Origin of the sequence: Streptomyces adustus, from assembly GCF_009377175.1 — a bacterium.
Classification (GTDB): domain Bacteria; phylum Actinomycetota; class Actinomycetes; order Streptomycetales; family Streptomycetaceae; genus Streptomyces; species Streptomyces adustus.
In genome coordinates this window covers 1-13,365 of record NZ_VJZD01000255.1, presented here as the reverse complement: position 1 = coordinate 13,365, position 13,365 = coordinate 1, and the positions used below count along the sequence as shown (strand labels likewise).

Here is a 13,365-nt window from a genome sequence, read left to right as displayed (position 1 = left end):
GACAGTGGGAGGCGGGCCCGGCCGGGGCCGGGGAGCCGTGCCGGGAGTTCGCCGCCTTCGCGGCCGCCCGGTCGTCGCCGTTGGCCGAGGAGTGCCCGGACGGCAGCAGGGACAGGCTGCCCAGGGTCGCGACCAGCGCGGTCACGACGGCCGCGGCGAGGGGGACGCGGCGTCTGTACCAGGGCTTTCGCGAGGCGGAGTGCGGCAGTGTGCCGTGCTCGGGTGAAGGGCCAAGAAGGACTTCTTCCGAGGGCTCCGGGGTCTCCGAGGTCTCCGGGGAACCGGGAGAGGGGGCGCCGGCCGCCGCGGGTACGGGTGTGGCATCCGCCGGAGGTACGGAGTCGCCGGCGGCCGGAGGCAGCGGGTCGGGGGTCTGTGCGGACACGGGCCCGGCCGCCCCGTCGGCCGGGGCACCCTCGCCGGCCGCCGGGCGGGCCTCGGCGGTTTCCGGCACGGGCTCGGGCGTCGGCCGGGGCCGCTGCCGTGCCGCCACCGCCAGGATCCAGCGTCGGTGCAGCTCGATCCGTTCCTCGGGCGTGGCCCCGCACAGCGCGGCGAACCGTTCCACGGATGCGAAGCCGAGCGGTACGGCCTCTCCCGCGCAGTAACGGTGCAGTGTCGAGGCGTTCATGTTCAGGCGGCGCGCGAGTGCCGCGTAGCTGCGGTCCGTGCGGTCCTTCAGACGGCGCAGCAGCGCCGCGAACTCCTCCACCTCGGCCTGGGACGACACCGGTTCTCCCTGTCTCGCGTCCCAGGACGGCATCCCAGGCACTCACGGTACTCAGAGGTCACAGGGCCTGGGACGGTTCCACCGTTGCGGGTGGGCCGGCGTTCGTTGTGCCCCGGCCGAGGGGCCGCCGATGCTTCTGGTGTCGCCGGATCCGCCCCCCACGCCACGGGGGTCGAGGGGGCCGCAGCGCACCGGCGACGCGTTTCCGAATCCATCGCATCCATCGATTCCGTCGATTCCATCGACTCGCTCGAAACCGGGGAACACACTGATGAGCACGAACACGACCGCCCGCAAGACCGTCCGCCGCACCGTTCTGATCGCCGGCCTCGTCGCCGCCGTGGCCCTGCCGCTCGGGCTCACCGCCTCGGCACAGGCGACCCCGGTCCGGGCGGCCAAGGCCGCCGCGGCGCAGGGCACCGTCACCGGCACGGCGTCCGACAACGTGACGCAGGTCGCCGACTTCTACGGTGCGTACATCGACGCCAAGAGCGACCCGGAGGCCGGCGGCCGGCTCGCCACCGAACTGCGGAAGTTCTACGTCACGGCCGACGGCCTGCGCGAGGTGGAGAAGTGGGAGACCGCCAACCTGGCGGACGGCGTCCTGCACGCCCAGAACGTCCCGGCGCAGTGGACGGTCAAGGGCACCGGCACCGCCGGCCGGGTCGCCGTCACCCTCACCTGGGGCCAGTCGGACCCCACGCAGCTCGTGGTCGACCTGGACCGCAACCACAAGATCACGCACATCGCCGGCAAGTGACCGCACCACCCTCGGGGGGCCGGGCGGGAGCGGCCGCGCGGACTCCGACGGATTGTTGGCAAAGGTGCTTCCGGGGCGGGCGTAGCGTAGACGGCATGACGAAGTACGGATCCTTCCCCGGTACGCGTCCGCGGCGGCTGCGTACCACCCCCGCCATGCGCAACATGGTCGCCGAGACCCGGCTGCACCCGGCCGACTTCATCCTCCCCGCGTTCGTGCGCGAAGGGGTGAGCGAGCCGGTGCCGATCGGCTCGATGCCCGGGGTCGTGCAGCACACCCGGGACAGCCTGAAGAAGGCCGCGGCGGAGGCGGTGGAGGCCGGGGTCTCCGGGATCATGCTCTTCGGGGTGCCCGAGGAGTCGAAGAAGGACGCGCTCGGCACGCCGGGGACCGACCCGGACGGGATTCTCCAGGTCGCGCTGCGCGATGTGCGCGCCGAGGTCGGCGACGACCTGCTGGTGATGTCCGACCTGTGCCTGGACGAGACCACCGACCACGGGCACTGCGGTGTCCTCGACGACCAGGGCCGCGTCGACAACGACGCCACCCTGGAGCGCTACGCCGAGATGGCGCAGGTCCAGGCCGACGCGGGCGCCCATGTGGTCGGGCCGAGCGGGATGATGGACGGGCAGATCGGCGTCATCCGCGACGCACTCGACCAGATCGGCCGCGAGGACGTGGCGATCCTCGCCTACACCGTCAAGTACGCCTCCGCCTTCTACGGGCCGTTCCGCGAGGCCGTCGGCTCGTCCCTGAAGGGCGACCGCAGGACCTACCAGCAGGACCCGGCGAACGTCCGCGAATCCCTGCGGGAGCTCGCGCTCGACCTGGCGGAGGGCGCCGACATGGTGATGGTCAAGCCGGCCGGACCCTACCTCGACATCCTGGCCAGGGTCGCCGACGTCACGGACGTCCCGGTCGCCGCGTACCAGATCTCGGGCGAGTACTCGATGATCGAGGCCGCCGCGGAGAAGGGCTGGATCGACCGGGACCGGGCGATCCTGGAGTCGCTGACCGGCATCAAGCGGGCGGGCGCGCAGAACATCCTCACCTACTGGGCGACCGAGGTGGCGCGCAAGCTGCGCTGACGGCACGGGACACCCGGACATGGGCACGATCAACTCCCCTGGGGAGTTAGGTTGTTGATCGCAGGATTGGTTGCCCGTTGAATGACCGACTCTCCCAGGGAGACGCCCATGTCCGGTGACGCGCTCAGCCAGGACCCCGCCGAGCTGCGCAGGAGGATCGACACCACCAAGGCTCACCCGGCCCGGGTCTACGACGTCTTCCTCGGCGGCAAGGACAACTACCCCGTCGACCGCGCGGCCGCCGCAGCCGCGCTCAGCGCCAACCCGCGCGGCTACCTCGACGTACGGCACAACCGCGACTTCATGCGCCGGGCGGTGAACACGCTGGCGAAGGAGGACGGCATCCGCCAGTTCCTCGACATCGGCACCGGACTGCCGACCGCCGAGAACGTCCACCAGATCGCGCAGCGGGTCATCCCCGACTCGCGGGTCGTCTACGTCGACAACGACCCGGTGGTGCTCGCGCACGCGCGCGCCCTGCTGACCTCCGGGCCCGAGGGCGTCACCGACTACATCGACGCCGACTTCAAGAACCCGGCCCAGATCCTCGAACAGGCCGCGAAGATACTCGACTTCGACCAGCCGATCGCCCTGTGCCTGGTGGCGATCCTGCACTTCGTCGAGGACGAGGAGGCCTACCCGATCGTCCGCGGGCTCGTCGACGCCCTGCCGTCCGGCAGCCGGCTCGTGCTCAGCCACCTCACCGAGGACCTCAACCCCGAGAACATCCGCGCGGTGCAACGCACCTACACCGAGCGCGGGTTCACCTTCGTGCTGCGCTCCCGGGCCGAGGTCGAGCGCTTCTTCACCGACAGCGGCCTGGAGCTCGTCGAGCCGGGCGTCGTCCCGGCGCACCACTGGCACCCGGACGACGCCGCTCCCGTCCCCGAGCAGCCCGAGGCCGAGTACCTCGCCACGCTCGACGCCATCGACAAGGTCCGCTACCACGACATCAACGACGTCACGGACGCCGACATCAACGTCTACGCGGCGCTCGGCCGCAAGGCGTGACACCGGCGTCCGGCCGGTCTCAGTCCCACCAGAAGTACCAGGTCTCCGCCGCGATCAGCCTCTTGGCGTAGTCCCGCAGGGCGTCCGGGCCGTCCTGCGGGAGCGTGTCGGGGCAGAACGCGAAGTGCTCCGCCGCCACCGCCTCGGCCTGTTCCGGGGTGGTGGGCGGCGCGGCGACCGAGACGACCATGCTGTCGAACCCGAGGCCCACGACCCGTATGCCGAAGCGGTCCTCCCAGGAGCGCAGCACCGCGCAGTGCACGGCGATGTCCTCCTCGTAGTTCAGCGGGCCGGTCCAGCCGATGGCCGCCGGGATGTCCGCGCTGCGGCGCGCGGGCACCAGCGCCAGATGCGGCTCCTTGAACCGGGTGCGGTCCTCGGCCAGGAGGTCGGCGACCTCGGCCGCCCGGCTGTCCGGATCGGCCGTACGGGCCGGCGGCGCGCACAGACCGGGCCACTCGTCGCCCGCCGCCGCGTACTCGTCCCAGAAGTCGGCGAGCACCTCCTCGGCGTCGTGGTCGCCGGGGTAGGACATCTCCCCGGGCATCAGCTCCCACTCCTGCGGCCCGCCCTGGTGGCCGCCGAGGTCCAGCAGCACCGGCAGCAGCCCCGCACGCCCCGCGCGGGCGCCCAGCGCCGTCCAGTTGCCGGCGGACACGGGCTGCTCGGCGTGCCACAGCAGCGGCTCGTGCCAGGGGCCGTCGTCGGTAGCGTCGATCAGTCTCCCCAGCGGGAGTCGGAGTCCGAGCGAGCGTCCGCTCGGGTCGGCCGCCAGCGTGGGCAGCGGGTTGGGAAGGGTCGCCATGGCGCCGACTCTAGGCGCAGGCACTGACAACGGGCGGCCCGCCGGGTGGGCCGAGGGCCGGGACCGGGCTGTCGGTGCCGGCTCCTAGAGTGACGACACGTGAGGCGAACGGGGGCGGGCCGTGCTGGTGTGGAGTGTTGTCGTCCAGGGGTACACGGGCGGGCTGGACGAGGAGCTGCGCTGGGTGTGGCTCAACCCGCGCGGGCGCGCGCTCAAACAGGTGCCCGGCGTGCTCCAGGGGCATCGCGAGGTGCTGCGGATGGCTCAACTGCGCCGATGGGCACGACGGCACCGGCAGGAGTGCGGGGAACTGGCCGGCCGGTGGGCGCTCGCCGGGGTCGCCGTCCCGGCGCGGCTGGGCGAGGACGATCCGGTGTGGCGGGAGGCGCTCGCCGAGCAGGGCACCGCCCTCGCCGAGGAGTCGGCGGGGGACGACGGACTGGTCGCCCGGGTGTACGCGCACGCCGTGACCGGGCGGCGGATCGTACGGGTCATGCGCGAGGACGTGGCGCCGTACCGGGACCGGGTGATGGCGTACGACGAGTGGGAGCGGGTCGAGGGGTTCCGCACCGGCATCCCCGCGGACGCGGACGCCGACGCGAACCGGCCGTTCGAGCTCCCCTTCCCCGAGCGCGCGCTCGCCGCGTGGCCGGGGCGGGAGGAGACGGTCCTGGCGGAGGCCGACCGACTGAGCTGGCTCGCCCTGAACAAGAAGGAGACCGACCAGTACTTCAAGGAGCTGGAGAAGTCCCGGCCGGAGCTGCTGCCGCTGTTCCTCGACGCGATGGCCGAACGGTATCTGTGCACCTGTGCCAGAGGCCTCCCCGAGGAGGCCGCCGCCTACTTCGGCCGCGCCCGCAAGGCCGAGCGGGAACAGGCCCTGGTGATGGACCAGGACTGGCTGGACGCGCGCTACCTCAGATTCGCCGGGGCCGGGGCGGTCGCCGCGACCGCGCTGCGCGCGCGGGCCAGGGAACTGAGTGTCGAGGGCGCGGCCGCACCCGAGCGAGCCGCTGCCTTCCGCGACATCGTGATCGCACGGGCGGCCGCCTCCGGAACTCTGGGCGGCCCGTACGCCCAGCTGGCCACGGACGTGCGCAAGGTGGCCAGGGCTGCCGGGCTGGACCCCGAGGAGGAACTGGCCACGGTGCTGGGGGAGGCCGCGATCGTGCGGCGGGGACCGGCGCACGACGACGCCTTCTGGGCGGACACGCTCAAGGGCCGCGCCTTCGACGTGCTGTGCGCGCGGCAGCCGGAGCCGGTGCGCGCGGACCTGCTGTCACTGCGGCCGTGCTACGGGGAGGCCGAGAACAAGCTGTGGCTCGACCTGCTGGAGCGCAGCGGCACGCTGGCCCGGCTGTGCGGTGAACTGCCCGGGGTGCCGGCCACCGAGGCCGCGCGCTGGCTGACCGACTGCCTCTACGCGCACCGGGACCCCAGACGGATCGGCAGCACCTTCTTCGGCATCGCGGCACGCATCGCGCCCCGGCTGGCCGCCGAGCAAGTCCCGGTGGAGATCCGCTATCGGCACAAGAGGACCGGCCGGAGCCAGGAGCTGACGGTCGACGTGATCGACCTCCTCCTGGAACACGGCGTCCCGCTCGCCGACCCGCCGGAGCGGCTGGCGCCCACCCGGCTCAACGACCTGGTCGTCGACCACCGGCCGGAGATGCGCCATGTCCGGGCCGACCCGCGCTTCGGGCCCGAACTGCGGGCGCTGCTGCGCGACTCGCTCGACATGGCCTCCGACGGCCGCGACTCCAACGCCTGGTACCAGCCGCACCAGACGAAGGGCTGGAGCGAGCTGCATCCGTACTTCGCCAACGACGACGGTCTGGCGGTGCTGCGGGAGTGGTGCGCGCACGAGCGCGCCACCCTGCGCACCGGTGTGGACCTGGCCGGGCTGACGCTGCTCCTCGGCCGGTTCGTGCACGTCGGCGGCGCGGTGGACGCCGTGCTCAAGGACGCCGACGCGGCGGCCGAGTTCGCCGCCGTGGACGTGGTCGGGCTGCTGATGCCGCAACTGCCGGACCTGGCGGACGGGGTGGGGCGCGCGGACGTGGAGAAGCTGATCGCCGACCTGCCCACGGATCTGGTCAGCGACGGCGTACGGCCCGGGCCCGCCGTCATGGACGTGGTGGCCCGGCTGTGGCCCGAATCGGAGCCCCCGCAGTCGTGGCGGGTCGGCAACACCCTCCAGACGGCGGTCAACTGCCGGGACGGGCTCGCCCGGCTGGTCCGGCGGTTCACCCCCGAGGGCACGGCCGCCCCGGCCGCTCCGGCCGACACTGCCGTACCGCCGCGGCCGCGCACCGGAATCGCCCTGATCTGCGACGAGCTGATCGCGCTCGCCGGGTCGGACCGGCCGGTGTGGACAGGCGAACAGAACACCGGCACCGCGCACATCGACGTCGGTCAGGGCGTCGACCCGCTGCGGACGCTGCACGCCTTCACCGCACGCTGCACACTGACAGGCGCCTCGGTCGACGACCCCCGCTTCGGCCCCGGCGCCCAGAGCTACGCCGACTACGCCCGGCTGCCGTTCGTCGCCGACGCCGGACAGTCGGCCCGCTGGCGGATCGTACGGACGGCCGCGCCCGACGGGAGCGACCGGACGTCGATCATCGGCCGCGCATATCGCACGGCGACCTCGGTCGCCGTCGTCGTACAGGAAGGCGACCGGCGGGACACGACCCTGCTGGAGTACGCGCCCGAGGGCGACTTCCCGACAGGCGGGCCGCTCGCCGCGGCCGGGATCGCGGTGGTGCACGCCGAGTTGCTGCGGCCGGTGCGTCCGGCCGCCTGGTACACCCGCTTCGCCGAACTGCGCCGCGAGCACGGGCAGCCGGCCGCCGGGCCCGAGCAGGCCGCACTCCTCGCCGAGCGGCTCGGCCTCCAGCGGGCCGAGGCGACCGTCCTGCTCGCCGCGCGGCCGCCGTGCACCGCGCACCAGCTCGGCCTGCCGCGCCACGGCACGTTCCCCCGGTCGTTCTGGCCGGAGGAGGCGTGGCAGACGACGGGCGCGGAGCGCAACGCGGCCGAGGAGGCTCTGGCCGGCCTGCTCACCCCGGACGAACTGACCGCCTTCTACGACCGGTTGCTGCCCGACGACCCCGGACGGCTGTGGACCGACGGCCCGGACATCGAGCGGGCCGTCGCCTGGTGGCGAGACCGCTTCGGCGCGCCCCTGCCCGTGCCAGTGGCCCTGCTGCCGCTCGCCCGGAAGGAGATGGCCCGGCCCAAGGGCGAGCCCGCGCGCGCAGCCGGCAGCAGGAGGACGGCGCAGCAGTGGTGGCCCGCGCTGCGGGTCGCCGGGCTGCTGGGCCGGGTGGCCTCGGGCGGGGAGGCACCGACCGCGGGCGGCGGCCCCGCGGCGAGCTCGCCGCACGCCGGTCTGCCCGACCTGCTCGCACTCGTCCGGGTCGCCGCCTGGACGGCGTACCGCACCCCGGCGGGGGATCCGCTGCGCCCGGCCGTCGGGGCCGCCATCGCGCGGCTGCGGGAAGCGCTCCGCTCGGGGACCGGACCGCTGACCCTGTTCTCGACCCAGCCCAACTACCTGATGGGGGCGCCCGCGTCACTCGACTCGCTGGGCCTGGACACCCACCCGGCCGTGTCCTGGCAGGACGACCCCGTCTACCGGATGCGGCACATCCGGGTCGACCCGGCCGAGCTCACCGGCCCCGACGACCCGCTCCTCGACCGGTTGGACGCCTACCTGGACGGCGTACTGCCCTCCCAGTGGCTGCCGGGTCCGTCCGGTCTGCCGGGCCTGGCCGATCTACGGATGCTGCTCTCGCCCGACTTCGCGGAGCTGGGCGCGCACCTCACCGCGACAGACGGCCGGGTCACCGGCTGGGAACAGGACCCCGGCCGCTCGCTTCCCCGCCTGGTGGCGGAGTGCGCGACGGCGTACGGGCTCGGTGCCGACGAGGCCGCCCTGTATCTGATGCTGCTCGCCCTGCCCGACCCGACCGACCGCAACGTCAAGCAGTGGACCGGCTGGAAGCCCGCCCGCTTCAAGGCCGCGCACACCGAACTCGCCGCGTCCGGGCGGGTGATACGGGCCGACCGCGCCCGGGCCGGACGCACCCTGTTCCTGCCCGGTCCGTGGCAGGAGGCCAAGGCGCCGCGCCTGCCGCTGGAGCGGGCGAAGCTGCGGCTGCTGCCGAACGCGCGAGAGCACCGGTCCACGGCGCACACGGCGGTCGTGCCGCAGCTGCCGGTACCGATGCTCTTCGAACGGGCGTGGGCCCGGACCCGGGAGGCCTGAGCCCCGAAGGCCTGAGCCCCGAAGGCCTGGGCCCGGGAGGCCTGCACCCGGCGTCACGGGTGCAGGCGGGAGCGGGCGGGTGCCCGCCGCGGGTCAGAGCCGCTCGGGGGTCCTGATGCCCAGCAGGTCCATGCCCTTGTGCAGCGTGCGGGCCGTCAGGTCGACCAGGAACAGGCGGTTCTCCACCTGCTCCGGGGTCTCGGCCTTCAGGACCGGGCACTGGTCGTAGAACGTGGTCAGCAGCGAAGCCAGCTGGTACAGGTACGACGCCAGCTTGTGCGGCTCGTGGCTCGCCGCCACCTCCAGCACCGTCTCGCCGAACTGGTCCAGGTGCAGGCCCAGCGCCCGCTCCGCCGGGGCCAGTGCCAGCTCCGGGTGGGCGGTGGGACGGGCCTCGCCCGCCTTGCGCAGGATCGACTTGATCCGGGCGTAGGCGTACTGGAGGTAGACGGACGTGTCGCCGTTCAGCGACACCATCTGGTCCAGGTCGAACTTGTAGTCGCGCACCGCCGAGGTCGACAGGTCCGCGTACTTCACGGCGCCGATGCCGACGTACCGGCCGTTCTCGACGACCTCCTGCTCGGACAGGCCGACCTTCTCGGCCTTCTCCCGGACCACGGCCGTCGCCCGCTCGACCGCCTCGTCGAGCAGGTCGACCAACTTGACCGTCTCGCCCTCACGGGTCTTGAACGGCTTGCCGTCCTTGCCGAGGACCGTGCCGAAGGCGAGCTGGAACGCCGTGACGTCGTCGTTCAGCCAGCCGGCCCGCCGGGCGGTCTCGAAGACCATCCGGAAGTGCAGCGCCTGACGGGCGTCCACCACGTACAGCAGCGAGTTCGCCTTCAGGTTGAAGACACGGTCGCGGATCGCGGACAGGTCGGTGGCCGCGTAGCCGTAGCCGCCGTCGGACTTCTGCACGATCAGCGGGACCGGGTTGCCGTCCGGGCCCTTGACGTCCTCGAAGAACACGCACAGGGCGCCCTCGGAGCGGACCGCGACACCGGACTCCTCCAGCAGCCGGCAGGTCTCCGCGAGCATGTCGTTGTAGCCGGACTCGCCGACGATGTCCGGGTCCCGGATCTCCATGTCCAGCTTCTCGAAGACGGAGAAGAAGTAGATCTTCGACTCGTCCACGAACTTCTGCCAGACGGCGAGCGTGTGCGGGTCCCCGGCCTGGAGGTCCACGACCCTGCGCCGGGCCCGCGTCTTGAACTCCTCGTCGGAGTCGAAGAGCTTGCGGGCCGCCTTGTAGAGGCGGTCGAGGTTGGACATCGCCTCCTCGCCGCTCACCTGGGCCGACTTGTGGTCCAGCTCGTGCGGGTGCTCGTCCAGGAACTGGATGAGCATGCCGAACTGGGTGCCCCAGTCGCCGATGTGGTGACGCCGTACGACGCTCTCGCCGGTGAACTCCAGGAGCTGGACGACCGCGTCGCCGATCACCGCCGAGCGCAGATGGCCGACGTGCATCTCCTTGGCCACGTTCGGCTGCGCGTAGTCGATCACCGTGGTGCCCGGGTGCGCGGCGAACGGCACTCCGAGGCGGTCGCTGTCCGCGTACCGCGCGGCCAGGTTCTCGGTGATCGCCCGGTCGGCGATCGTGATGTTCAGGAAGCCGGGCCCGGAGACCTCGATGTCCTTGATGACGTCACCCGACCGGACCTGCTCGACGACCTGCGTCGCCAGCTCCCGCGGGTTGGCCTTGGCCTTCTTCGCGAGCGCCAGGATGCCGTTCGCCTGGAAGTCCGCCCGGTCGCTTCGGCGCAGCAGCGGGTCCGCGGAACCGGCGTCCGGCAGGGCTGCCGAGAGTGCCGTCGCGAGCTGCTGCTGTACGGAGTCGCTGAGGGACGTGACCGAGGCCATGGGATGGATGCCGTTCTCCTCGTGGAATGGATAGACCCGCCCAGTATCCCACGGAGGGTAAAGCGGTTTTCCCAGGCGCGTGGTGGTCTGGGAGAATGGGGACGGTCAGTACCCCAGACAATTCCTTCAGAAAAAGAGGACGTGCCGATCGTGGCTCAGAGCGCCGAGACCACCGACTGGGTCTCCCGTTTCGCGGACGAGGTCATCGAGGAGTCGGAGCGTCGGGCCCCGGGCAAAACGGCGTCGCCCGATGCCGCCCCGGAGGTCGTCGTCGCGTCCGGCCTCTCTCCGTCCGGCCCCATCCACCTGGGCAACCTGCGCGAGGTCATGACCCCGCACCTGGTCGCCGACGAGATCCGCCGACGGGGCCGGCAGGTCCGGCACCTGATCTCCTGGGACGACTACGACCGCTACCGCAAGGTGCCGCAGGGCATCCCGGGCGTCGACGACTCCTGGGCCGAGCACATCGGCAAGCCGCTGACCTCCGTCCCGGCCCCGAAGGGCTCCTCGTACCCGAACTGGGCCGAGCACTTCAAGGCCGCCATGGTGGAGGCGCTGGCCGAACTGGGCGTCGAGTTCGACGGGATCAGCCAGACCGAGCAGTACACCGCGGGTACCTACCGCGAGCAGGTCCTGCACGCCATGAAGCACCGCGGCGACATCGACGCGATCCTCGACCAGTACCGCACCAAGAAGGCCCCGGCCAAGCAGCAGTCGCAGAAGCCGGTCGACGAGGCCGAGCTGGAGGCCGCGGAGGGCTCCGGCGCGGCCGCGGAGGACGACGGCAGCGCCGGTTCCGCCGGGTACTTCCCGTACAAGCCGTACTGCGGCAACTGCGAGAAGGACCTGACCACGGTCACCTCGTACGACGACGACACCACCGAGCTGACGTACAGCTGCAACGAGTGCGGCTTCTCCGAGACCGTCCGGCTGAACGAGTTCAACCGCGGCAAGCTGGTCTGGAAGGTCGACTGGCCGATGCGCTGGGCGTACGAGGGCGTCGTCTTCGAGCCCAGCGGTGTCGACCACTCCTCGCCCGGGTCGAGCTTCCAGGTCGGCGGCCAGATCGTCGGCATCTTCGGCGGCAAGCAGCCCATCGGGCCGATGTACGCGTTCGTCGGCATCAGCGGCATGGCGAAGATGTCGTCCTCGCGCGGCGGTGTCCCCACCCCGGGCGACGCGCTGAAGATCATGGAGCCGCAGCTGCTGCGCTGGCTGTACGCCCGCCGTAGGCCCAACCAGTCCTTCAAGATCGCCTTCGACCAGGAGATCCAGCGTCTCTACGACGAGTGGGACAAGCTCGACGGCAAGGTCGCCGACGGCTCCGCGCTCCCGGCGGACGTCGCCGCCCACTCGCGCGCGGTGCGTACCGCGGGCGGCGAGCTGCCGCGCACGGCACGGCCGCTGCCGTACCGGACGCTGGCCTCGGTCGCGGACATCACCGCCGGGCACGAGGACCAGGCGCTGCGCATCCTGTCCGAGCTCGACCCGCACAACCCGCTGGGCTCGGTGGACGAGGCCCGGCCGCGCTACGACAAGGCCGAGGCGTGGATCAACACCCACGTCCCCGCCGACCAGCGGACCATCGTGCGCGAGGAGCCGGACGGCGAGCTGCTGAAGTCCCTCGACGAGGACGCCCGGCAGTCCCTGCGGCTGCTGGTCGACGGGCTGGCCGAGCACTGGTCGCTCGACGGTCTGACCCACCTCGTCTACGGCGTGCCCAAGGTCCAGGCCGGCTTCTCCGCCGACGCCACGCCCAAGGAGCTCCCACCGGAGATCAAGACCGCCCAGCGCACGTTCTTCGCGCTGCTGTACCACCTGCTCGTCGGCCGTGACACCGGCCCGCGTCTGCCCACGCTGCTGCTGGCGGTGGGCCAGGAGCGGGTGCGGGCGCTGCTCGGCGAGTAGCCGGTCCCGGCACTACGACGACGGGGCGCCCGGTGTTCTCACCGGGCGCCCCGTCCTCGTACTCGCCCCTCGCGCGGGCGTGTTTCGCTCACGCGATGTGGTCGTCCTGGAGCTCGGCGGTGTGGCGGTTGGTGAAGCGCAGCACCATGCGCTTGGCGTCGGCGTCCATGACGGAGACGTTGAAGGTCATCTCCACGTTGTCGCTGAACTCGCGCGGGGTGGGGTAGCCGCCGTTGATGGCCTGCTTGAAGACCTGGTAGTACGCCTCCTCGTCCGGCTCCGGGGTGCCGCCGCCGTCACCGAGCTGACGGGTCCGGTTGGGGCCCGCCGGGATGGGGAAGGTGCCGGTCTCCTCCGGGGAGGGTTCCTGGAGCGGGGGCTCCTCGTCGTACTGGTCCTGGTACTGCTGGGCGGTCTGCTGCTCGGCGAACCAGGCGGCGTACTGCTGCTCGGGGTCGTACGTCGGGTCGTAGCCGCCGCGGTACTCGACCTGCTGCGGGGTCTCGACGAACCACGGGCTCTGGTCCGGGGCGGGCACGTACGCGGGTTCCTGGGCGTACGGGCCGTTGTCGGCGGGGGCGGGCTGCTGCGCGGCGGGTGCCTGCTGCTGCCGGTCGGGGGCCGCCTCCACCGCGCGCGGGGCGGCGGCGGCCAGCGGGGCCGGGGCCTCCGTCGTGAGCGCGGGCTGCGGGGCCGGGGGGATCAGCACCGGCTCGATGCCCGCGGCGGCGAGACCCGCGGGGGCGGTCTCGGACAGCGGGACGCCGTAGCGGGCCAGGCGCAGCGGCATCAGGGATTCCACCGGTGCCTTGCGGCGCCAGGTCCGGCCGAAGCGGGAGTGCAGGCGGGCCTGGTAGACGAGACGTTCCTGCTCCAGCTTGATGACCTGCTCGTAGGAGCGCAGCTCCCAGAGCTTCATGCGGCGCCAGA

At 72.4% G+C, this 13,365-nt stretch carries 8 protein-coding genes and 1 pseudogene; 5 read left to right on the top strand and 4 right to left on the bottom strand.

The window, feature by feature from the left end; all coding sequences use genetic code 11:
* The coding region (locus FNH09_RS49170) for a helix-turn-helix domain-containing protein (RefSeq protein ID WP_238427352.1) at positions 1 to 763 on the bottom strand (763 nt) is incomplete at its 3' end.
* A gap of 238 nt (positions 764 to 1,001) precedes the next feature.
* Here FNH09_RS49170 and FNH09_RS38215 point away from each other — a divergent pair.
* The 3 genes from FNH09_RS38215 (at position 1,002) to FNH09_RS38200 (ending at position 3,589) form a co-directional block, all read left to right on the top strand.
* Positions 1,002 to 1,490 carry a hypothetical protein gene (locus tag FNH09_RS38215; RefSeq protein ID WP_152894469.1) on the top strand — a complete coding sequence of 163 codons (489 nt, stop codon included), beginning with the start codon at positions 1,002 to 1,004 and terminating at the stop codon, positions 1,488 to 1,490.
* Positions 1,491 to 1,585: 95 nt separating this feature from the next.
* Entirely contained in the window at positions 1,586 to 2,578 is a 993-nt protein-coding gene (gene hemB / locus FNH09_RS38205) for a porphobilinogen synthase (RefSeq protein WP_152894468.1), read from the top strand.
* Between the two features lie 108 nt (positions 2,579 to 2,686).
* Positions 2,687 to 3,589, top strand: a complete 903-nt coding sequence (locus FNH09_RS38200; RefSeq protein WP_152894467.1) for an SAM-dependent methyltransferase — start codon at positions 2,687 to 2,689, stop codon at positions 3,587 to 3,589.
* A gap of 19 nt (positions 3,590 to 3,608) precedes the next feature.
* On the opposite strand, the gene FNH09_RS38195 is transcribed toward FNH09_RS38200, so the two are convergent.
* The gene (locus FNH09_RS38195; protein ID WP_152894466.1) at positions 3,609 to 4,394 is read right to left on the bottom strand and encodes a DUF4253 domain-containing protein; all 786 of its coding nucleotides are present in this window, start codon (positions 4,392 to 4,394) and stop codon (positions 3,609 to 3,611) included.
* A gap of 121 nt (positions 4,395 to 4,515) precedes the next feature.
* Between FNH09_RS38195 and FNH09_RS38190 the strand changes: the two genes are divergently transcribed.
* On the top strand, positions 4,516 to 8,667 hold the full coding sequence (locus FNH09_RS38190) for a hypothetical protein (protein ID WP_152894465.1): 4,152 nt from the start codon (positions 4,516 to 4,518) through the stop codon (positions 8,665 to 8,667).
* A gap of 93 nt (positions 8,668 to 8,760) precedes the next feature.
* Here the strand turns inward: FNH09_RS38190 and argS are convergent, their stop codons facing one another.
* On the bottom strand, positions 8,761 to 10,527 hold the full coding sequence (gene argS / locus FNH09_RS38185) for an arginine--tRNA ligase (RefSeq protein ID WP_152894464.1): 1,767 nt from the start codon (positions 10,525 to 10,527) through the stop codon (positions 8,761 to 8,763).
* Positions 10,528 to 10,668: 141 nt separating this feature from the next.
* Here argS and lysS point away from each other — a divergent pair, with 141 nt between their 5' ends.
* Entirely contained in the window at positions 10,669 to 12,435 is a 1,767-nt protein-coding gene (gene lysS, locus FNH09_RS38180) for a lysine--tRNA ligase (protein ID WP_162469721.1), read from the top strand.
* Positions 12,436 to 12,523: 88 nt separating this feature from the next.
* Here the strand turns inward: lysS and FNH09_RS47300 are convergent.
* Positions 12,524 to 13,365: pseudogene (locus FNH09_RS47300) on the bottom strand (DUF2637 domain-containing protein); the annotation flags it as partial.